Raw genomic sequence first — 22,351 nt, forward strand, 5'->3', positions numbered from 1 at the left:
TTATTTTAATACTATAATATTTGATATAGTTTAAATAATAACTACCTTTTTTAAGGTATTAAGAATAATGAGTTGTGTATTTGTTTTCAAAAATTAAAATGCATTAATTAGTTAAAATTGTAAGTCTCTATGATTAAAAGCGAAGTAAAAACAACGTGTTCTTATTGTGGTGTTGGTTGCGGGATTATTGTTAAGAAAGACAGCAATAACAAGGTGTTTGTTGAGGGCGATAAAGATCACCCGGTAAACAAAGGCATGTTATGTTCTAAAGGGATGAATTTACATTATGTTGCTAATGATACGTCCGATAGAATTTTGTATCCCGAAATGCGATGGAGTCGTTCGCACCCAAGAGAGCGTGTAAGTTGGGATGATGCGTTAGATAGAGCTGCCAACGTTTTTAAATCGATTATAAAAAAGCATGGTCCAGATAGCGTAGGTTTTTATGTCTCGGGTCAGAGTTTAACAGAAGAATATTATATAGCAAATAAACTTACAAAGGGATTTATAGGTACCAATAACATAGATACAAACTCACGTTTATGTATGAGTTCGGCAGTGGTTGGTTACAAAAAAACATTTGGAGAAGATAGTGTTCCAATTTCTTATGAAGATATAGAATTAGCGGATACATTTTTAATTACCGGAGCAAATCCTGCTTGGTGTCATCCTATTTTATTTAGAAGGATAGAAAAGCGTAAAGAGGATAATCCGGAGGTTAAAATTATTGTAATAGATCCCCGAAAAACGGATACGGCTAGTTTTGCCGATTTACATTTACAATTACTTCCTGGAACAGATATTATTTTATACAATGCCATTGGAAGATGTTTGTATAAGCGTGGTTTAATTGATGAAGATTTTATAAAAAATTATACACAAGGATTTGAATCTTACAAGGAATTAATTTTTAAAACCTCTTTAAAACAAGCCTCAAAATTATGTGGGGTTGAAGAAAAAGATATAAGAAAGGCAGCAGATATTATAGGGCTATCCAAAGGTTTTATAAGTATGTGGGCCATGGGACTTAATCAAAGTGTGGTGGGTACCGATAAAAATGTGTCATTACTTAACTTGTCGTTAATTACCGGGCAAATTGGAAAACCTGGGTCCGGACCTTTTTCGTTAACCGGACAGCCTAATGCTATGGGCGGACGCGAGGTAGGAGGTATGGCTAATTTATTGGCGGTTCATAAAGATTTACTAAATCCAGAACACCGTCGTGAAGTTGCCGAGTTTTGGGGCGTCGATAAAATTAATCCTAAACCTGGATTAACGGCTACCGAAATGTTCGATGCCTTGGAAAGCGGAAAATTAAAAGCCGTGTGGATTGCATGTACGAATCCTTTAGTGAGTCTTCCTAACTTAAATAGAGTAGAAAAAGCCATGAAAAACGCTAAGTTTGTTGTGGTTCAAGAAATATCTCATAAATCGGATACCGTAGGTTTTGCCGATTTAGTTTTACCCGCTGCGGCTTGGTTGGAAAAGGAAGGTACTATGACTAATTCTGAGCGTCGTATTTCCTATCTACCAAAAGAAATAGAAGCACCAGGTGAAGCACGACCAGACGTCGAAATATTTTGTGATTTTGCACAACGCATGGGCTTTAGAGGTTTCAATTTTAATAATGCTAGCGAAATTTACGATGAATATGCGTCGATGACCAAAGGCACAAATATTGATGTGTCTTTTTTAAATTACGATCGTTTAAAGAGTGAAGGTACATTTCAGTGGCCAGTTCCAGAACATAGGCATCAAGGCACTCCAAGACTTTTTGAAGATAAAATATTCTATACACCAAGTAAAAAAGCACAGTTTAATTTACCAAGTGTAACCGAAAATACATCGGTATTACCAAACAGCGATTTCCCGTTAATATTAACCACAGGGCGTGTTCGAGACCAATGGCACACCATGACCAAAACAGGTAAGGTATCGCGTTTAAAAACACATTATCCAACGCCTGTTTTAGAAATAAATCCGGTAGATGCTTTTTTAAATAAAATTAAAAACAGGGATATTACCGAAATTAAAAGCGAAAATGGTGTTGTACGGGTACGCGCAAAGGTAACCGATACTATAAAAAAAGGTGTGGTGTTTTTACCAATGCACTGGGGTAAGCAGTTGCAAAGTAATTTAAACCGAGCCAATAATTTAACCAACACCCATGTAGATCCTGTTTCAAAAGAACCAGATTTTAAATTTACTCGTGTATCGGTTGCTAAATATAAAAAAGCAGCAGAAAAAATTATTGTTGTTGGTGCCGGTGCTGCTGCCTTTAGGTTTGTACAAAATTATAGAGAGTACAACGAAATTGATGAAATTCATGTGTTTTCAAAAGAGCCGAATTTATTCTACAATAGAGTCTTGCTACCGGAGTATGTTACCGAAGAATTATCATGGGAGCAATTATTAAAAATTAAACAAAAAGAGCTTAAAAAGCTTAACATTGTGCTACATCCCGAGATTTTTATAACACAAATAGATAAAAAAGCAAAGCGGGTTACGGATTGTAATAATGTCGAGCATGATTATAATAAATTAATCTTAGCTACAGGTAGTCGCGCTTTTGTACCTAAAGATGTGCAAATTGATTTGCCGGGGCGTTTTACCATGCGAAATAAAACAGATGCCGATAGTTTTAAAGCCCATTTAGAGGCTACAGGTTTACCGCCAGAGGAACAGCATGTAGTTATTGTTGGTGGTGGTTTATTAGGCTTAGAGCTCGCTGCTGCCATGAAACATAAAAACGCTAAAATTACCATAATTCAGCGTGGTTCGCGTTTAATGGAGCGTCAATTAGATAAGGTGTCTAGTAAATTACTTGCGTTGGATGTGCAAGAACGAGGTATTCAAATTTATTTTGATAATGAAGTTAGTACGGTTTTTGACGATGAGGATACAGGGGAATTAAACATCACTTTAAAAAGTGGAAAGTTTATTACTGCAAACGCCATTGTGTATGCCATAGGAACCATTCCAAATGTAGAAATTGCAAGAACTAATGGTATTGCATGCCGTAGAGGGGTTATTGTAAATCAGCATTTACAGTCATCCGACCCCGATATTTTTGCCATAGGTGAAATAGCCGAATATAATAATCAGTTATTTGGTATAACTTCGGCGGCAGAAGAACAAGCCAATATATTGGCTAACTTTATTGCAGGAGATATTAGTTGTTCTTATCACGGGTCGGTGTTAATGAACATCTTAAAATTTAACGACTTAAACCTTTGCAGTATTGGCGATATTAATGTGCCAGATAACGATAATAGCTACGAAGAAATTATTTTCACAGATATTAAAAAGCGTTATTACAAAAAGTGTATTGTAAAAGACGATTTATTAATTGGTGCGGTTTTAATGGGTGATAAAAATGAATTCGCCGAATTTAAAACCATGATTGAAAGTAAAATTGAAATGGCCGATAAACGCGATACGTTACTTAGAGGGGCATCAAATGATGTACCGGTAATAGGGGAGTTAGTGTGTTCGTGTAGTCAGGTTGGTTCAGGTAACATTCAAGATGCGATAGCTTCTGGATGCACAGATTTTACAGAGCTGTGTAATAAAACGGGAGCAGGATTAGGCTGCGGTAGTTGTAAAACCCAAGTTAGAGAAATACTTCAAAATTCTAAAGTTTTAGCATAATGACAGAACCATATAGATTAATGATAAACGGAGGAGTTTTATCTCCAGGCGAGTTAAAATACATTTGTGAGGCTGCAGAAGGTTTAGGTTTAGATGCTATATCCTTTGGGTCTAGACAAGATATTATTTTTCCAGAAGAAATAGACGAAAGTAAGTTTAGCCAATTTAAAAAAATTCAGTTTGTAAAACCAAAACAAGATGGAATAGAGAATATAGCATCATCATACGTTTCTGCCGAAATTTTACCAAGTACTTCATGGTTAACAAGTGATAGGTATTTATATGTTTTAGAGCAATTTAAACATCCTCCAAAGCTGCGTATTAATGTTATAGATCCAAAACAAAAACTTGTACCACTGTTTACAGGTAATGTGAATTTTATAGCTTCAGGTCATGAAGATTATTGGTATTTATTTGTAAGGTTACCGGGTTGGAAAGAAACCAAAATGTACCCTGCGCTTATTTATAGTTGGGATATGGATAAAATTGAATATGCCATTGAAAATATACTTATTGAAGAACCCGAAACTATCGAAACAGTGTTCGATTTAGTAAGTGATGCCGTTGATACCAATAATAGAACAGTGGATAAGCCACTAGAAGTACCATTTTACCCATTCCCGTATTACGAGGGCATGAATAGAATTGGGTCCGATAGGTATTGGTTAGGCTTATATTGGAGAAACAATCGTTACGACCTTAAGTTTTTAAAAGCTATGTGCGATTTGTGTTCCGAAAATAAAATTGGTAAAATATCCATTACCCCCTGGAAATCTTTTATTGTTAAAGGAATACCACTACAGTCTAAACTAAAATGGGAAAAATTGCTAGGTAAGTTTGGTATTAATGTACGCCATTCTATGTTAGAGATGAATTGGCATTTGCCAGTAAACGACGAAAGTGCTCTAAATTTAAAAAAGTATTTGGTAAATAACTTCGATCAAAACGACATTAGTACCTACGGTTTAACCTTTGGAATAACAAGTTTTGATAGTGATACGTACAACTTTACATCTATAGTTATAGAAAAAAACAGGCAACCTCAAACTATCAAAGATTTTAAAGTTAGAGACACCTATAATTTGCTGTATGCTAAAAATTTCGACACGAACACACGCGAATACATCACACATGTTCAAGATGTAGATAAGGTTGAGTTACCGGGTTTGCTAATGGAGTTAAGTCAGTTATATTTCGAGCAATTAGGATCAGAGCGAGAGGAAGAGGATCAAACTTTAGAAATCCAAGAAACTACAGAAGAGGAAGTACATCAATGCTCAGATTGTTTTACAATTTACGACGAGGCCTATGGCGATCTTACCCAAAACATACCTGCCAAAACACCTTTTGATAGTTTACCAAATGCCTACCAATGTTCGCTTTGCGAAGCACCTAAAAGTAATTTTAGGAAAATTGTTTTAGTTAAGTAAAAGTATATGAAATCCATTCGTCGACACTTAAAAGGTATTCATCGACACTTAATTTGGAATAAACGAACTCTATTCTTGTTACTTTACATTTATATTACTTTTACGGTAAATATATAGCATCAAAAATGGACAAGACATTAAACATTCTACTAATCGAGGACGACATGATTGAAATTATGAAGTTCAACAGAACAATTTCGCAACTTCAACTTAATCATAAAGTTATTGAGGCTAATAATGGTGAGGATGCTTTAAAAATTTTACATAAAAAAGATGAATTACCTGACATTATTTTGCTAGATTTGAATATGCCTAAAATCAATGGTATTGAATTTTTAGGTATCCTTAAAAATGATGATGTATTAAAATATATACCTACTATTATTTTAACCACTTCAAGTAATCAAAAAGATTTGCTAGAATGTTATAAGATAGGTATTGCTGGCTATGTATTAAAACCTTTAAAATATGAAGATTACGTTTCTAAAATGGAAAAGTTATTATCATATTGGAGTATTAACGAATTAAAGCAAATTTAATGAAGGGTATAGTTTTTACTGAGTTTTTAGAATTAGTAGAGGATAAATTTGGATTAGAAATGGTGGATAATATCATTAGTTCATCTAATCTAGAGTCTGGTGGTGTATATACTGCAGTTGGTACATATAATTTTTCAGAAATGTTACAATTACTGCAACAATTAAGTACTAATACAGGGATTTCTATTGATGATCTTTTACTCGTTTATGCAGAGCATTTCTTTAGTGTACTAAAGGATAGCTATCCTGGGCTTTTAGAAACTTACAAAGATCCTATTGAAATGATTTCGTCCATTGAAAATCATATACATGTAGAGGTAAGAAAAATTTATCCAGATGCCGAACTTCCAACTTTTGAAGTTGTAGAAAAATCGGAAAACTCGTTAATAGTAATTTATAGATCTAGCAGAGCAATGCATCATTTTGGTTTAGGATTAATGAACAAAACATTCGAACATTTTAATTCAACGGCTAACATTGTTCTAGAAAAATTAAAAGAAGACGGAACAGAGGTTAAGTTTTTAATTAATAAAAATTAATGAGTCAAGACAAAATTGACATGCTCCAGCGGGCACTTGCTCGCGAAAAACTAGCTAGAAAACAAGCAGAAAAAATTCTAGAAAATAAGGCTGCCGAATTATATGAGGCTAAGCAAAAGCTTGAAAAATCGTATGCCGAGTTAGAAACCTTACTTAATAAAACAGACTCCCAATTACAAGGTGTTTTCGAAAACATTGTAGACGCCTATGTTATTATAGATTTACACGGTAACATACTTAAAGTTAATGATGCCGCAGTAAGTTTGTTAGGACTAAACGACTCTAACGAAGATTTTAATCTTCTTAATATGGTTAAGCCAACCGAAATGGAGCGTGTAGCACAATCTTTTAAAATGCTACTAAATACAGGGTCTATTACAGATTTTAGTGTTACCATACTTACCGATAAAAAGGTGGAAAAACTAGTACATATTAATGCTAGTATTATTTATGACGATGGTATACCCGTTGCCGCCCAAGGTATTGTTCGAGACATAACATTACAACGAAAATATCGAAAAAGTTTAGAAACAGAAAAGCTTAAATACTACAATATAATTTCTAACATGAACTTAGGTTTGGTGGAGGTCGATCTTAATGACCGCATCATTATGGTAAACCAAAGTTTGTTGAATATGACAGGTTATACCGAAGAAGAACTTGTTGGAAAACATGGTGTTAACCTTTTGCCTGTAGATGATGATAGAGATTTATTAGAAGAAAAAATAAATGAAAGAAGGCATGGTAAAACCGAATCCTACGAATTAAGAATTAAAAAGAAGGATGGAGAAGTACGGTATTGGCTTGTTAGTGGTGCGCCTAACTATGATTTAGATGGCAATATTACTGGTTCAATAGGTATTAATTTTGATATTACAGAGTTAAAAAATTTACAACTTCAAAAGGAAAATTTACTCGATAAATTAGCTAAAAGTAATGACGATTTACAAGAGTATGCACACATTGTTTCCCACGATTTAAAGTCGCCATTACGTAGTATAAATGCTTTGGTAACTTGGATTAAACAAGATAACGAGGGTAAACTAGATGCTGTAACTATGCAGAATTTACATCTTATTGATGTTACTTTAGAAAAAATGGAACAACTAATAACAGATGTTTTAAATTATTCTAGCGTTGGTACAAACGAAAACGAAAAAGTAGATGTAGATTTAGATGTGCTTATTACAGATCTGGTTAAAATCATGTATAAACCAGACCATATAAAAATAAGTTTTTTAAATATATTACCTGTGGTAAAAGGCGATAAAACCAAGCTGCAACAGGTGTTTCAAAATATAATTAGTAATTCCATAAAGTTTATTGATAAAGATTTTGGAACTATTGATATAGATGTCGAAGATTTAAAAAGTCATTATAAATTTTCTATTAAGGATAACGGCATGGGTATTGAAAAAAAATACCACGATAAAATATTTAAAATATTCCATTCCTTAAAGAAAAGTAAAGAGTCCTCGGGAATAGGGCTATCTATAGTTAAAAAAATAATCAATTTACATGAAGGTAAAATCTGGTTAGATAGCGAGCCAAACGTAGGAACCACTTTTTATTTCACATTAAAAAAATAGGTAATGAAAACAGTACAATTAATAAAACATAAAAATAAAGATTGGGAATACGTTAAACCAAAACAAGAATTAAACGAACCTTTAGTTTTAGTTTTTGGTAATAGATATATGCTAGAAGATGCTAATGTTTATAATGATATTAAGCAGCTTTTTCCAGACGGACATATTGTTTTTGCATCTTCTTGTGCAGAAATCTCCTCTAATACAGTAAATCAAGAAAGTATTACTATAACGGCAATCGAGTTCGAAAAAAGTAAATTTATTATTAAAACAAGTAATGTTTTAAATGCAGATTTAGACAGTTATAAAACAGGAAACGATCTAGTAAACCAACTCCCTCAAGACGATTTAAAGTATGTTTTAGTAATATCAGAAGGTAGTTTTATTAATGGAAGTCAGCTTACTAAAGGATTAAGTGCCTCTACCAAAGACAATGTTTTAATAACAGGTGGCTTATGTGGCGATGATGATCGTTTCGAAAAAACCTTAGCATCCTATAACGAAAACCCAAAAGAAGGAGAATTAGTCGCTATTGGTTTTTATGGCGATACCCTAGAGATTTCGTTTTCTATTCATGGCGGATGGACCCCTTTTGGACCAGAACGTGTAGTAACAAAGTCTGAAGGAAACACCTTATATGAGTTAGACGGCCAACCGGCATTAGATTTATATAAGAGTTACTTAGGCGAAAAGGCTAAAGATTTACCTGGAGCAGCATTACTATACCCATTAAATGTAACATCTACAGACGAAAACCAATCTATTGTAAGGTCTATTTTAAATATAGATGAAGCGCAAAATGCGGTAATTTTAGCTGGCGATATTATAGAAAATTCTAAGGTTCAGCTCATGATGACTAATGTAGATAATATTGCAAACGCATCAGAACGTGCAGCAACACAGGCACTAGAATACAGAAAAAATAAACCAGAATTAGCGTTATTAGTAAGTTGTATTGGCAGAAAATTAGTGTTAGACCAACGTGTTGAAGAGGAAATAGAAGAAGTTATTGAAGTTATAGGTAACGACGCCGTAATTAGTGGTTTTTATTCCTACGGAGAAATTGCACCTTTTCATGGTGAAGTAGCGTGCCAATTGCATAACCAAACCATGACTATAACGCTAATAAGCGAATAATGAATTCACTCCTAAAAAGACAAATTCGTAAATATTTAACTGAAGAATTAAGAAACAATAGTGAATTAACAACATTTCTTAGTGCTGTAGATTCCTCGTACAATAATTTTGACGAACAGTCTAAAATGATTCAGCGCGCCATGGCCATTAGCTCCGAAGAATTATTTACTGCAAACCGAAAATTACAAAAGGAAGCCGATGAGCAAAAGGAGGTTATCGAAAAATTAAAAGGTGTCATAGATACGCTAAAATTTTATAATTTAAAAGAAGAGGAACAGGCTGAAGATATAGAATTAACGGGGGCCAATTTGGTCGATTTTATTGATAATAAAACTAAAGCTATTATCACGATGAATAAGCAAAGGCAATCTATCCTTAACGAGCTTGCACATCAAAATCAGGAACTTAGCGATTATGCCCATATGGTCTCGCACGATTTAAAATCGCCATTACGTAGTATAGATACCTTAACAGCTTGGTTAGCTCAAGATTATCAGGAAACCTTTGACGATAGCGGAAAAAAAACATTAAATTTAATACGAACCAATGTTGAGAAAATGGATACCTTAATCAGTGGTATTTTAGAGTATTCAACAATCGGTAAAAATCAGTTAGAGGTTTACGACGTCGATTTAAATATTATAATTGATGATATTTTAAATAGTGTTGAAGTACCAGAGCACATTACTATTAAAAAAAGCAACTTACCAACTGTAAAAGGGGATAAATACAGGTTGCAGCAACTGTTTCAAAACCTAATAGGTAACGCTATAAAATATAACGATAAAGCAAAAGGAGTTATAGAAATTGGTGTTGAGGATTGTAATACATACTGGCAGTTTTATATAAAAGATAACGGAAAAGGTATTGAGGAAACGTATTTTGATAAAATATTTAAAACCTTCGAAAAATTAGAGAATACACCTGGATCGTCGGGTATTGGATTATCAATTGTAAAAAAGATTGTAGAACTTTATAACGGTAAAATTTGGGTTGAATCTAAAATTACCGAAGGTTCAACATTCTTTTTTACCATAAAAAAATAACTATGGAACAACCTAATTTATCATACATAAATCAACTATCGGGTAATGATAAAGCCTTTAAAGATAAGCTTATAGGTGTTGTTAAACGCGAGTTTCCAGAGGAGAAAGCAATCTATGTAAAAAATATATCGGCAAACAATTATAAAGAAGCTGCCGAAAATGTACACAAACTTAAACATAAAATTAGTATTTTAGGACTTGAAAAAAGTTATGCTGTAGCCGATGATTATGAAAATAATCTATTAGAGCAAAATACGTCGGGAAAAGCAGAGTTCGACGCCATTTTGCAGGCTATTACAGACTACTTAACTACTATTTAATATTATTTTATGAATTGTATTATTATTGACGATGAGGCCATGGCTAGAACAATTATTACTCAGCTATGTACTCATATTCCTAGTTTAAATCTACTTGAAGAGTTTCCTAATGCAATGCAAGCCATAAAATATTTAAATCAAAATGAGGTCGATCTTATATTTTTAGATATTCATATGCCAGATTTTACTGGTTTTGATTTTATTCAAACCCTAAAAAATCCGCCTAAAATAATATTAACAACCTCAGATCCCAAATTTGCAATCGAAGCTTTCGAGTACGAATGTATTGTAGATTATCTGGTAAAACCTTTGTTATTGCCACGTTTTGAGAAAGCTATACAAAAAGCCGAAGCATTTGGGATAAAGCGAAAACCGGCTAAAAAAGTAACTGTAGAAAAAAAAGAATCGAGCTCAGGAAACGATTTATATGTTAATATAGATAGACGCCTAATTAAAATAGATATACCAAGTATTTATTTGGTGGAGGCTAAAGGTGATTATATACAAGTTAAAACTGAAGATAAAAATTACACCGTACACTCCACATTAAAAAAGATTGCAGACAAATTACCAAACGATTTATTTTTAAAAGTACACCGCTCTTATATAATAAATGTGCAGAAAATTATAGATATCGAGGACAATAGTGTGCTTATTAAAAAGGACGTTATTCCTGTAAGTCGCTCCAACCGACCGGAGTTAATGAAGCGTCTTAATTTGCTGTAAAATAGCGCTGTAAATAAATTATTTAAAAATTATGTAAAAAGGCAAAAGAGGAATCTTTTGCCTTTTTTACGTTAAAACGTGTTTTAACCAATAAAAACAACCATTCGTCTACACATGAAAATGGGCTAATCGAAAATTAAAAAATACAAAGACCTTTCAAGTTAATTTTGTCATGAATTTAAACAAGTCCTCATGAAAAAATTATCCTTTGTATTTGTCATCATAGTATTAAATATTTCATTTCAATCCTGCTCTGTTAAAGACGATGCCGAAATATTAGAACCATATAATTCTACCCATATTCAATTGGAATATTCTCAAATGGATTATGAGATAGCCGAAATTATTAACAATTACAGAGCTTCAAGAAGTTTGTCTAAACTTAATATTCTTGTTGAAGCCTCAAAAGAAGCTTATTTACATAATTTATATATGGTTGAAAAAGGCGAAGCTAGTCATGATTACTTTTTTGAAAGATTAGAAAACCTAAAGAAAAATGTAAATGCTAAAAGTGTTTCAGAAAATGTTGGCTATGGCTATTCTTCAGCACAATCTGTAGTTAATGCTTGGTTAAAAAGTGAAAATCATAGAAAAAATATTGAAACCCCAGAATTTACAGATCTAGGAATTTCATCTACAGAAGATGGTAATGGAAGGCGCTATTTTACAAACATTTTTGTAAAACGCTAATTCATTTAACGGCACAAATCTACCATTTACCTACACTTAATTTTCATCTAGCGAATAATTTAAAAATAAGCCCTTTAATAGAATAAGTTTGTACTATAAATAACCCAAATCATGAAAAAATTATTACTTCTTTCACTACTACTTATCACTAGCGTATACAACGCCCAAAGTGCACCTTTTAATTGCGACTATAGTGCTTACCTATTTCAGTATAATGATGTTTATGCTATCGATTTAGCATCTGGCAACTCTTACGAGGTAGCAAGCAATGTTACAGAAGGTAATATAAACGCAGCAGCTTACAATCCTGCCGATGGTTACATTTGGGGATCATTAAGTACGCCTCAAAAATCTATAGTACGTATAGGTAAAGATTTTAAAACAACCACTTTTTATATTGATGAGTTACCAACTAATGGCCGCTATGTAGGCGATGTTAGTAGTAACGGTGTGTATTACCTAAAAGGAGGCGGAACAACGTATTACGCTATTGATGTAAATCCAGAATCTGAGAATTACACAAAATATATAGCAACAAAAACGCTAGCTAAAAACATTAGTATTCATGACTGGGCTTTTAATGCCGTAGATGGTAAATTATATGCCTTAGAAAAAAACACTAATATTTTATATAGAATTGACGCCGAAACAGGAAGTGTTGAAAGTTTAGGTATTGTACCAATCCTTTCGGGTTTAAATTATACCTATGGCGCGGTTTATTTTGATGCTTCGGGACGTTTTTATGTGTCGGCTAATCAAACAGGGACTATTTACGTTATTCAAAGTGTGCAAGATTTAAATGGCTTAAATGTTATAGAATCTAACCTATTTGCCTTTGGACCATCAAGCTCTCAAAACGATGGTGCACGTTGTCCTACAGCACCAGTTCCTCAAGAAATTTGCGATAATGGTATTGATGATGATGGCGATGGGTTAATTGATTGCGAAGATCCATCGTGTTCAGGTTATTCGGGTTGTCCAGTACTAGAAATGTCTACAGCATCTAGTGCAAACGAAGGTGGGTTAGAAAGTAATAACAGATTGTCTCAACAAATTAGCAAACGTAATTTTAACAGGGCAAAAACGAGTTATAAGTTTGATAAAGCTACAGCAAAACGTTTTAAAAAGTCTAAAAATTACGGTAAAGCAAGTGCCGCTAAAAGTAACGGTTTTAACCTTTCAGATTTTATGCCTTTAGAGGTTATTAATGAGGATAGTGTTATCGAATCTTCGCCATCAGATTTAATAGGAATTACTAATGCTACCGAAGTGTATTCAGTAGATTACATAAAAAATGACGATGCCATTGCATCTATCTTATTACTAAAAACAGATAAAGGCGTTTACGAGCATACAAAATACATTTGCGATAGGTTGTTAGGTGCACAATTAATATCTGTTTCGACTTTAGAAATTAACGAACAACAATTTATAAAATCTTTAATAAGAAATATTGATGGTAGCTTAGAGTTTGTATTAAGTCTTTCGGCAAAATCAATTAACAACAACGCTAATTTTGCAATTGAGAGCCACTGGAATCTTGATAAATACGAAAGTAACGTTGGGTTTTATAATTTTCAAATTTGGTCTAATAATTTAGACGATTTAGTAAAACTAGGAGAAGAAGTAGTTCGTTTATTAGATGTGCAACAATCTGTAACAAGCTACAACAACTCCACACCACCAACAGTATTTGTTAGAACCGGAACGTATAAAAATGGTAAACTTAATTTACAAGTTGTAAATACAAATAGGAGTGAAGCTGTTGCTTTTGATGGCGGATTGCGAGCTACAGAAACCGAAACTGTAGAAAATGTATCGACAACAATTAATTTAACAGGCGATTATATTTCAAACATCGAAGTTGATGCAGGAAATCTTTTCGATATTGGATTTAGAATTGGCGATGGCGTAGCAACTCCAGACGATTTATTCATGTCCGATGGACCATGGGGATACGATGATGCAGCGCCTTCAACAACGGTTACAAATTATGCGGTTAACGAAACTGAAGACACGTTTAGTAACGATGAGTATGCCATAGAACGTAGCATAAAACTAGAAGCAACAACAAGCGATTATATAGCGGCATACAGAGCATTAACGCCAAAATTTAACCCTATAGATTTAACAGCGTATAACAGCTTTAAGTTACAGGCTAACGGTACTGGAACCTTAATAATACGATTGGTAAAAGAGAGCGTAAACAACTGGCAAACGCAATATAAAACAAGTATAGCTTTAACTAACGATTTAGAAGATTATACGTTAATGTTTTCAGATTTTGAATCTAGCAACGGAACGCCTTTTGAGGCAAACGACATAACCTCTATAGTGTTTACCATGTTAGCCGATAACGGCGAGCAAGTCACCAAAAAAATGAGTTTAAATCAATTACGTTTTGCAACAAGTAGCGCATTATCTGTCGCTTCGCAAGAGGGAACGACTGGCATAGCAACAACGGCTATACCTAACCCAATGCAAAATCAAACAACAATACACTTTACTGCAGAATACGCCGAAACCTTACAAATACAGGTTTATAATCAAGTTGGACGTTTAGTAAAAACGTTAAAAGTAGATGCTAAACAAGGTGCTAACCAAGTGACTCTGCAACGCGGAAACTTAAGTTCAGGAATGTATTTCTGCACTATTAAAAGTACCCAAGGTAATTATAATACAACAAAACTACTCATGGATTAATTAATAGCAGTTTTATTCTTTGTAGTAAGGCAAAAGACGAAAGTTTTTTGCCTTTTTTTTTGGTATATTTCGTTCTTAAATAGTACTGTTTTTATAGTGATTGGTTTTCTTTTTGATGGAGCAATTAAAAAAAAAGGCATGCTTCGATAATTTATATATGCGTAAAGAATACAGGATTGCAAAAGGTTGGGAAATTTTTATATGGATATGTTTACCTCTATTGATGATATTATTTCTCTATTTAGGAATTATGCCATACCTGGAAGAAAAAGTGAATGTAACATTAGCCATTATCTTAACTCCTTTTGCGTTGGGTTTGGAGTTTCTTCTGATTCTTGGATTAATAGACACTAAAAAGAACAAGTTAATTATTGAAAAAGAACGGATTATAAGTGTAGGAGTTTTTAAAACTAAATCGCTACTTATAAAAAACATTAAAGGGTTTAAGGTAGATAAAAATTATCTTTTTTATTTTTCTAAGAATGAAAATGAGAAAAAGATTAAAGTGAGTAGGTATGTTGGCGGTTTTGGCGAATTACTTTCCTGGTCTCAACAGTTTTTTGATGATCTAGATGTAGAGGAATTTAAAAACGATGAACAAAAGATATTGGAGAACAGAGCATATGGTATGACGCCGAAAGAAAGAGCGGATAATTTACTTAAAGCAAAAAAAACGACAAAAATTATTAATGTTATTTCGTGGATGGTTGCTCTATCCACTTGGTTTTTCCCAAAGTATTATCAAATTCAGATTATCCTTTGTGGTATGTTGCCAATAATTGGACTAATAATTTTTAAATCCTCCAAAGGGTTGATTCGTTTAGACGAAAAACCTAACTCGCCTTATCCCAATATACATTCAACGCTTATTATTCCTTCATTAACCTTATTAATACGAGCGTTAACTGATTTTCAAATATTAGATTATTCCGGACTTTGGGTTCCCGTTTCAACACTAGTTCTAGTAATTGGATATATAATTATGAATGATGCGTATGTGCATTATAATTTTAAAAAAGGAAGTACATATTTAACACTGCTAGGTGTTTTTATGCTAGGAAGTTCTTATGCCTATGGACTTATAATCACAACAAACGGAGCATTTGAAGAAGCAGATCCTTTGGTTTACGATGTTGGTATTTTGAGTAAACGAATTAGTAAAGGTAAAACCACATCGTATTACTTAGAACTCGAAAAATGGGGACCACAAAATGAAATTGATGAAGTTTCTGTTTCAAAAAACATTTATAACAGTAAGGAGGTTGGAGACAAAGCTGTTGTATATTTTAATACTGGACTTTATAAAATTCCTTATTTTTTTGTAATTCAGTAACTAAAGAAAACTTTAAGTAGTCGAATGGTTTATTGTTTTTATAAGGCCTAAAGTTTATATATATACCTTTATAAGAGGCTTTTAATTACTTTCTAAAAATTGGAGTATCAAACAAATACCATTTAAAACGTAGGCCAATTTCATTAAAAGTAAAACCAGCAGCTGTAGCAGAGGCAATATTACTGCGAGTTCCGTAAAGGTTTAGTAGCGCTCTTTCAGAAAATTTATAGCCTAATTTACCTTGTATGCGGTACGTGCTCTGGCTTGCATCGTCCTCAATGTATTGTAAACCTGTTGCAGCCGTTAACTCATAAAACCATGCTTTAGGTTTGGTTATGGCTTCGTCCTTAATAATATTAACAAATACTTCGCCAGCATTAAACTGCTCTGGGCTAAAATAAATAGTAGGCACTTGGTTTTTAAAGGTAATGTATTGGTAGTTTAAACCTGCTTTAAGCGAGGGCTTTGCTAAAATATTGTAATATAACGAGGTAAATAATAAGTTTCTAGCATTACCATCGTTTTGCCAGGTGTGAAAATACTGGGTAAACCAACCTAAATTAAAGTTGGTGCTTAAGCTGTAATTGGCATATATATTATGCATTACAATTTCTCTGTTTAATAATTCGGCATTAAAACTTTGTATTTCGCTTTTATAACCTACATCTAGAACTTGTAATTTAAAAGGCTTAATATTTAATGCTAAATCGGTTACAAATTGTGTGTAATCGTTAGTACTAGCATTAGCCGAGGTTACACCTGCAGTACCTTTAAAGGTTAAATTAGGTAATAATTGGTATGCTAATCCTAATGAAAAATCGTTTGATGTGGCATTATAATCGGTAATCTTATTGCTAGTTGTTCTGTACCCGTAATTTGCTAACCATTTAAATTTGGTCGATGTTGGAAATTCTATTTTTGTGGTAACGCCAAAGGCTTTATTATCGCCATTATCAAAAGAGTAGGAGGCTTTAGTTTCCCAGAACGGAGTAAAACTAGTATTTAATGTTTTTATAAAATTGGTGGCGTCTTTTTGTTTGTCGTAAAACGTTAATGTGTTTTCTGCCGATTGGTAGGCATCATCGTAATTTCCAATAGCTTTTAAGGCATTTGCTTTTCCTAGGTTACCATCAAACGAGCTACTGTCGTTTACTAGTATACGGTTATAATCTGCAACACTTTTTTTAAAATCACTTTTATAAATATTTAAAGTAGCGCGTAGGGCTAATAGCCAGTTTTCGTTAGGTTTGGTTTCAATTAAATTACTAATTAACGTGTTGGCTGTTTTATATTTCTTATTCCAAATTAGAGCTTGTATATAACGTTCGGTGGTAGGTTGTACCAATGCGGCATCGGTTTGTGCGCCTAAGCCTAAAAAGGCTTGTTCACTAAGTTCTAGTGCCTCTTTATCTTTACTTTTTAAATGTTTTACCAAGGCTAAACCATTTAAAGCTATGGTTTTGTTTTCTGGGGTTTCCCCAATGGTGTTATATGTGGTTTCAGCTTTGTCAAATTCGCCTGCAATTAAATAGAGGTTTACTAAATTTAATAGTGTGTCTTTATCATTATTAAAAAGTGTTAAGTTTGCTTTTAAAAGGCGTTCGGCTTCAGTATAATTTTGGGCTTGCTGGTTTTGATAGGCATAGCCTAAATACATATATTTTTTTGAGGTTAAGGCGTTAGGATTTCCCGGTAAAACATCAAGTGCTTTGTTTACATATATTAAAGCATCTTCATATTCTTTTAAGTTAGATAGGGTATTTGCGTAGCTTAATAGAGCAGGAAAGCTTTTAGGATCTTCTTCAATTAAACCTTTAAAGTACGTTTTTGCTTTAGGGAAATTACTGGTCCATAATAGAGATTCTCCGTAATTAAGTTTTACCTCAAAATCTGTGGGGTAATCTGCTAATAACTTGGTAAAAAGGCTGTTGGCCTGTTCTGGATTTCCGTTAAGGCCTATAGCTCTTCCTAAACATAATCTTGCGGTTTTATTATCTGGATACTCTTTTAATATACCTTTAAAATAGGTTTCTGCGTCGGCATATTTTCCTGTTTCCAAATAGGTAAAACCTTCTTGCATGTTTTGCGAAAAGCCACAGAAAGAGGCCAAAATAAGGGATAAAAATAATAGCTTTTTCAAGGACATATTAGGTATTGTTTATATAAATGCAAGTTAATTAATAGTATGGCATTATTAACCTACAGTAAATGGTTATTCAACGACACACAATGACCTTTGGTTGTTTTAAATAGAATGTTGTAACCTATTTTTATTTAATGTTATCTGTAATGCAATGCTATTTGACCTAGTTGACCAACAATTTTTACCGAGTCTTTCATGGATAGTTTAGAGCCATCAGCATGAATCCAGCGCTTAAGCGGTTGTTCGCAAATGAAAGAGATTGCTTTTTTCTTGCCGTAATGTTTTCTCATGCGTATAAAAATTTCAACATCGAAAATCCAACGCGTTATAAATTTATCTTTAAATACCAGATTAGCTATGTCTTTGTCCATAATTTTTGCACCACATTGCGTATCGTTAAACGGCATACCTAATATGGTACGGATAATTAGATTTATGGTTTTACTTATTATAGCACGTGCAGATTCTTTAGCGATATTAGCACCCATTCTAGTCATTCTAGAACCGCTCACAATTTTAAAATCTGAAGTTTCAATAGTTTTTACTAAATCGTCAAAATCTCTAAAATCTGTTGATAAATCGGCATCTAAATACCCAATATAATCTAACTGAGGGTCTTTGGCTAAATGCAAAACACCTTGCCTTACAGCCTCGCCTTTGCCACCATTTTGGGCACAATCATATACACTAATATTATTTTCTCTACCTTTTTTTAGTGTGTTTAAAACTTCTAAGGTTTTATCAGTACTACCATCGTTTACAAAGCAGAGGTGATAGCCTAAATTACTATCTACAAAATCATGAAACTCTTTGCTTGAGAGTCTTTCTTCTTCATTATAACAAGGAATTACAACACCTACACAGCGTTGTTGTAACATTTGGTCCTTAGTAGTTTCGTTTTGTGATTTATTGGTTTTTATACCAAAAATTCTATTTATTCTTACCGTTACTTCGTTTAGAGAAACCGGTTTTTTCATGTAATCATCAATACCTAAATCAAAGCCATCAATAATGGTGTCTTCGTTGGTATTTCCAGAAAGCACTAAAATTTTAGTGTCCGATTTTTTCTCAAGTCTAATGGTTTTAACAACATCTAGCCCTGTCATGCCATCCATATTAATATCTACAATTACGATGTCTGGTTTAAAGGTGTCAAAAATCTTTAATCCTTCTTCGCCAGAACTGGCACATTTAATATCGAAACCTAAATCGGATAAGTGTTTTTCTAGAGATAACAATATTAATTGTTGATCGTCTATGGCTAGAATTTTAATCATAATGGTAGATAATTTGGGGTTATTTATCGTATTGTGAACATTATCACGGCGTAAATATAATATATTTTGAAAGAAAAGTATGCTTTTTCATATTGTTTTTACCGATTAAAAGTTATATTTGTACGATTTTGTGCATCATTTGTAGGTTTAGGTGTGTTTTTTAATAACGATTTAACCTATTAACGATATTACAATTTTACGAGTATAATTGGATTATTATCTCATCAATAGAACAGATTCATTCGTCTAAAGCAAAATGCCACTGAACGAAATTTAGGCGCCCTCCAGTGATTCTTGATTGATATTTGTATCGGAAATTAAAACCATATTAATTTAAAATATATACTTATGTCCTTAAATATTAAAGAAAATAATGGCGTGTTTTTGTTAGAAGGTATTGTAAATACAGCAACTTCAAAAAAGTTTAAAGACCGTTTAGAGTTTCTGCTAACCTACACAAAATCAGTAACCATTAATATTGAAAAGGTTTCGGCTATCGATAATCATGGTTTACATGTTATTCAAGAGCTTTTTCAAATAGCTAAGACTAAAAACAAATCGTTTTCGGTTATTGGTTATGGTTGTAAAACTATATATCAAACCGTTGAAATTCCTTTTAGAGCTTAAATAGTAGTTTTTAATTTTTATACCCAAATCATGCAAATTCTTACTATTTTAAAATCCAAAAAAATTACTCCAGAGCAATTATTTATGCTAAGCGTTCTTGCTGTAAACGGTGGTAATTATTTATATAATTTAATTTTAGGTCGTATTTTAGGACCTGCTCAATTTGCTGATGCGGCGGTATTAATTACCTTTTTATTAGTATTAAGTTTTGCAGCCATGACTTTTCAATTGGTTACCGCTAAATTTTCGGTGCTTTTTGAAAATGAGGTGTTTAAAAGCTTCATTTCTAAAATATATAAAAATGCTCTTTTGGTAGGTCTACTTATGGGGGGCCTTATTGTTGTTTTTGCAAGCCAATTACAAAGCCTATTTAATACCTCGTCTTCTAATATGTTTGTGGTATTTGGTTGTGGTGTACCACTTTACTTTTTAATGAGTGTTAATAGAGGTGTTTTTCAAGGTAAAAAAGCGTTTAAATCTTTGTCTATTACTTATCAAGGTGAAATGTTAAGCCGATTAATAATTACTTTAGGGCTTATTTTAATATTCGATATCCGATCTTCGGTAGTTATTGCCGTGGGTATTTTTGCATCCTTTATTTTTGGATTAATACCCTTTAAATTTCCAACGCTTATTCCAAAGCAAGCCTTACATTTAAATAAAACACACGCTAAGGATATAAGAAGTTTTTTTATCATTACGGCTTTTTATGAGCTTACCCAAATTATAATAAATAATAGTGATATTCTTTTAGTTAAGCATTACTTCGAATCTTACGAAGCAGGTTTGTATGCCTCCTTAGCTTTAATAGGACGTATTGTTTATTTTATAGCTTGGATGTTTGTTATGCTGCTGTTACCAACTGTGGTTCAACTTAAAAAAGATGGCAAAGAAACGGCCTCTATACTTTTTAAGTATGTGGGTTATATAGCGGCTATTTCAATAACAATAATATTGGTGTGCTTAAGTTTTCCAGAAACTATTATTACGCTTCTTTTTGGAAATAGTTACATAGCCATGGCTCCGCTTTTATGGAAATATGCCATAGCAACATCTATGTTTGCCATTTCTAATATTTTCGCTTATTACTACCTGTCTTTAGATAAATATATTCCTGTAGTTATTTCGGGTGTATTTGGCATGTTGCAAATGGGATTGGTTATGTTTTACCATGATAGTTTAGAGCAGGTGGTGCACATGCAAATTATAGCTATGTTATTATTACTAACTATTCAATTAGCCTTTTTTAAATATGAACAAATAAAATCGAAATCCACTTATCTAAGGTAAAAGACCACTCGTCTACACTAAAGTAAAGTCTATCTAAAATTACTGTATTTAGTTTAATAAAACCTCAAATTTGTACTGTAATTAAAATTACACAAAAACCCAAAATCATGAAATTAGCCATCGTAACAGCTTATCCGCCTAGTAAAGTCACTTTAAATGAATACGCTTATCATTTAGTTAAGCATTTTAGACAAAAAGATGATATTACAGAATTAATATTATTAACCGATACTACTAAAGGAGAAAAGGATGTTGCTTTTACCGAGGCTGGTTGTAAAATTACCATTAAGGAGTGTTGGTCTTTTAATAGTTTTAGTAACATACTCTCGGTTACTAAGGCTATTAATCAAACAAAACCAGATGCTGTATTGTTTAATTTACAATTTATGAAATTTGGCGATAAAAAAGCAGCTGCGGCATTAGGCTTAATGTTACCCTTAGTTTGTAAGCTTAAAAAAATACCAAATATTGTTTTACTTCATAATATTCTAGAAGAAGTTGATTTAGGAAGTGCAGGCTTTACAAGTAATAAATTAATGCAAAAAATTTATGGTTTTATTGGTAGTACGCTTACAAGACTAATACTTCAAGCCGATACGGTTGCCGTTACTATGCAAAAGTATGTTGATATTTTAGAAGCAAAATATAAGGCTAAAAACGTAAAATTAATACCTCATGGTACTTTTGAAATACCATTAGAACCAGATTATAAAGTGCCAACATCACCTATGCAAATTATGACTTTTGGAAAGTTTGGAACTTATAAAAAAGTAGAAGGTATGATTGAAGCTGTGGAGAAAGTAAGACAATCTACAGGCTTAGATTTGGAAGTTGTTATTGCTGGAACAGATAACCCAAATGTACCTGGGTACTTAGCTAAAGTACAGGCCGATTACAAACATATACCGCAAGTGCGTTTTACAGGGTATGTTGAAGAATATGAGGTGCCAACATTATTTAACGAAAGTGCCGTAGTTGTATTTCCATATACATCAACAACCGGAAGCTCTGGCGTATTACACCAGGCAGGAAGTTACGGTAAGGCGGTAGTAATGCCAGATCTTGGAGATTTAGCCTTATTAGTGCAAGATGAAGGCTATAGAGGTGAGTTTTTTGAAGCAACCTCGGTTGAAAGTTTAGCACAGGCAATAGAAAAAATTGTAACTAACGTAGCTTACAGAATAGAATTAGGTAAAGTAAATTACCAAGCAGCGACAGCACATCCAATGTCTGAAATAGCTACACTATATTTAGATACTTTTAAAAATATTATTGCTAAAAAAAGTAATAAAGGAACAGTAATGGCGTAAA

At 32.9% G+C, this 22,351-nt stretch carries 17 protein-coding genes; 15 read left to right on the forward strand and 2 right to left on the reverse strand.

The features are described 5' to 3' along the window. Positions 1-129 precede the first annotated feature (129 nt). The 12 genes from BMY96_RS05690 to BMY96_RS05745 all read left to right on the forward strand — a co-directional run bounded on the left by BMY96_RS05690 (position 130) and on the right by BMY96_RS05745 (position 15,703). On the forward strand, positions 130-3,651 hold the full coding sequence (locus tag BMY96_RS05690) for a nitrate reductase (protein ID WP_092850208.1): 3,522 nt from the start codon (positions 130-132) through the stop codon (positions 3,649-3,651). Further along, entirely contained in the window at positions 3,651-5,081 is a 1,431-nt protein-coding gene (locus BMY96_RS05695) for a rubredoxin (protein WP_092850210.1), read from the forward strand. Before BMY96_RS05690 ends, BMY96_RS05695 begins: the two co-directional genes overlap by 1 nt. Before the next feature lie 125 nt (positions 5,082-5,206). Further along, complete coding sequence (locus tag BMY96_RS05700; RefSeq protein WP_092850212.1) at positions 5,207-5,620, forward strand: response regulator; 414 nt, start codon at positions 5,207-5,209, stop codon at positions 5,618-5,620. Then, the gene (locus tag BMY96_RS05705) at positions 5,620-6,159 is read left to right on the forward strand and encodes a heme NO-binding domain-containing protein (protein ID WP_092850214.1); all 540 of its coding nucleotides are present in this window, start codon (positions 5,620-5,622) and stop codon (positions 6,157-6,159) included. Before BMY96_RS05700 ends, BMY96_RS05705 begins: the two co-directional genes overlap by 1 nt. Beyond that, on the forward strand, positions 6,159-7,748 hold the full coding sequence (locus BMY96_RS05710) for a PAS domain-containing sensor histidine kinase (protein ID WP_092850217.1): 1,590 nt from the start codon (positions 6,159-6,161) through the stop codon (positions 7,746-7,748). The genes BMY96_RS05705 and BMY96_RS05710 overlap by 1 nt, the downstream gene beginning before the upstream one ends. 3 nt (positions 7,749-7,751) lie before the next feature. Further along, positions 7,752-8,885 carry an FIST signal transduction protein gene (locus BMY96_RS05715; protein ID WP_092850219.1) on the forward strand — a complete coding sequence of 378 codons (1,134 nt, stop codon included), beginning with the start codon at positions 7,752-7,754 and terminating at the stop codon, positions 8,883-8,885. After that, the gene (locus tag BMY96_RS05720; protein WP_092850221.1) at positions 8,885-9,931 is read left to right on the forward strand and encodes a sensor histidine kinase; all 1,047 of its coding nucleotides are present in this window, start codon (positions 8,885-8,887) and stop codon (positions 9,929-9,931) included. Before BMY96_RS05715 ends, BMY96_RS05720 begins: the two co-directional genes overlap by 1 nt. A 2-nt stretch (positions 9,932-9,933) precedes the next feature. Further along, the gene (locus tag BMY96_RS05725) at positions 9,934-10,251 is read left to right on the forward strand and encodes a histidine kinase (RefSeq protein WP_092850223.1); all 318 of its coding nucleotides are present in this window, start codon (positions 9,934-9,936) and stop codon (positions 10,249-10,251) included. A gap of 9 nt (positions 10,252-10,260) precedes the next feature. Next, positions 10,261-10,977: a LytR/AlgR family response regulator transcription factor gene (locus tag BMY96_RS05730; protein ID WP_092850226.1), complete on the forward strand. Its 717-nt coding sequence runs from the start codon at positions 10,261-10,263 to the stop codon at positions 10,975-10,977. A gap of 192 nt (positions 10,978-11,169) precedes the next feature. Continuing rightward, complete coding sequence (locus BMY96_RS05735; protein ID WP_092850228.1) at positions 11,170-11,667, forward strand: CAP domain-containing protein; 498 nt, start codon at positions 11,170-11,172, stop codon at positions 11,665-11,667. A 111-nt stretch (positions 11,668-11,778) separates the two neighbouring features. Further along, the gene (locus tag BMY96_RS05740) at positions 11,779-14,370 is read left to right on the forward strand and encodes a DUF6923 family protein (protein WP_092850230.1); all 2,592 of its coding nucleotides are present in this window, start codon (positions 11,779-11,781) and stop codon (positions 14,368-14,370) included. A 223-nt stretch (positions 14,371-14,593) separates the two neighbouring features. Further along, a complete protein-coding gene (locus tag BMY96_RS05745) occupies positions 14,594-15,703 on the forward strand; it encodes a hypothetical protein (RefSeq protein WP_139205219.1) in 1,110 nt (369 codons plus the stop codon). 85 nt (positions 15,704-15,788) lie between these two features. On the opposite strand, the gene BMY96_RS05750 is transcribed toward BMY96_RS05745, so the two are convergent. After that, positions 15,789-17,849, reverse strand: coding sequence for a tetratricopeptide repeat protein (locus BMY96_RS05750; RefSeq protein ID WP_092850235.1), 2,061 nt, complete (start codon positions 17,847-17,849; stop codon positions 15,789-15,791). Between the two features lie 134 nt (positions 17,850-17,983). After that, positions 17,984-19,120: a response regulator gene (locus tag BMY96_RS05755; RefSeq protein WP_092850916.1), complete on the reverse strand. Its 1,137-nt coding sequence runs from the start codon at positions 19,118-19,120 to the stop codon at positions 17,984-17,986. A gap of 351 nt (positions 19,121-19,471) precedes the next feature. Here BMY96_RS05755 and BMY96_RS05760 point away from each other — a divergent pair, with 351 nt between their 5' ends. The 3 genes from BMY96_RS05760 (at position 19,472) to BMY96_RS05770 (ending at position 22,350) form a co-directional block, all read left to right on the forward strand. Then, positions 19,472-19,750 carry an STAS domain-containing protein gene (locus BMY96_RS05760; protein ID WP_092850238.1) on the forward strand — a complete coding sequence of 93 codons (279 nt, stop codon included), beginning with the start codon at positions 19,472-19,474 and terminating at the stop codon, positions 19,748-19,750. Between the two features lie 30 nt (positions 19,751-19,780). Then, positions 19,781-21,040 carry an oligosaccharide flippase family protein gene (locus BMY96_RS05765; RefSeq protein ID WP_092850240.1) on the forward strand — a complete coding sequence of 420 codons (1,260 nt, stop codon included), beginning with the start codon at positions 19,781-19,783 and terminating at the stop codon, positions 21,038-21,040. Between the two features lie 107 nt (positions 21,041-21,147). Then, positions 21,148-22,350, forward strand: a complete 1,203-nt coding sequence (locus tag BMY96_RS05770; protein WP_092850244.1) for a glycosyltransferase — start codon at positions 21,148-21,150, stop codon at positions 22,348-22,350. The last annotated feature ends 1 nt before the right edge of the window (position 22,351 follow it).

It is taken from the genome of Algibacter pectinivorans (assembly GCF_900112595.1).
In the GTDB taxonomy this organism is placed as follows: Bacteria; Bacteroidota; Bacteroidia; order Flavobacteriales; family Flavobacteriaceae; genus Algibacter_B; species Algibacter_B pectinivorans.

Bases quoted from the DNA above. Each gene is read 5' to 3' on its own strand.
- BMY96_RS05690 (WP_092850208.1), top strand. From the start codon at position 130: ATGATTAAAAGCGAAGTAAAAACAACGTGTTCTTATTGTGGTGTTGGT.
- BMY96_RS05695 (WP_092850210.1), top strand. From the start codon at position 3,651: ATGACAGAACCATATAGATTAATGATAAACGGAGGAGTTTTATCTCCA.
- BMY96_RS05700 (WP_092850212.1), top strand. From the start codon at position 5,207: ATGGACAAGACATTAAACATTCTACTAATCGAGGACGACATGATTGAA.
- BMY96_RS05705 (WP_092850214.1), top strand. From the start codon at position 5,620: ATGAAGGGTATAGTTTTTACTGAGTTTTTAGAATTAGTAGAGGATAAA.
- BMY96_RS05710 (WP_092850217.1), top strand. From the start codon at position 6,159: ATGAGTCAAGACAAAATTGACATGCTCCAGCGGGCACTTGCTCGCGAA.
- BMY96_RS05715 (WP_092850219.1), top strand. From the start codon at position 7,752: ATGAAAACAGTACAATTAATAAAACATAAAAATAAAGATTGGGAATAC.
- BMY96_RS05720 (WP_092850221.1), top strand. From the start codon at position 8,885: ATGAATTCACTCCTAAAAAGACAAATTCGTAAATATTTAACTGAAGAA.
- BMY96_RS05725 (WP_092850223.1), top strand. From the start codon at position 9,934: ATGGAACAACCTAATTTATCATACATAAATCAACTATCGGGTAATGAT.
- BMY96_RS05730 (WP_092850226.1), top strand. From the start codon at position 10,261: ATGAATTGTATTATTATTGACGATGAGGCCATGGCTAGAACAATTATT.
- BMY96_RS05735 (WP_092850228.1), top strand. From the start codon at position 11,170: ATGAAAAAATTATCCTTTGTATTTGTCATCATAGTATTAAATATTTCA.
- BMY96_RS05740 (WP_092850230.1), top strand. From the start codon at position 11,779: ATGAAAAAATTATTACTTCTTTCACTACTACTTATCACTAGCGTATAC.
- BMY96_RS05745 (WP_139205219.1), top strand. From the start codon at position 14,594: ATGATATTATTTCTCTATTTAGGAATTATGCCATACCTGGAAGAAAAA.
- BMY96_RS05750 (WP_092850235.1), bottom strand. From the start codon at position 17,849: ATGTCCTTGAAAAAGCTATTATTTTTATCCCTTATTTTGGCCTCTTTC.
- BMY96_RS05760 (WP_092850238.1), top strand. From the start codon at position 19,472: ATGTCCTTAAATATTAAAGAAAATAATGGCGTGTTTTTGTTAGAAGGT.
- BMY96_RS05765 (WP_092850240.1), top strand. From the start codon at position 19,781: ATGCAAATTCTTACTATTTTAAAATCCAAAAAAATTACTCCAGAGCAA.
- BMY96_RS05770 (WP_092850244.1), top strand. From the start codon at position 21,148: ATGAAATTAGCCATCGTAACAGCTTATCCGCCTAGTAAAGTCACTTTA.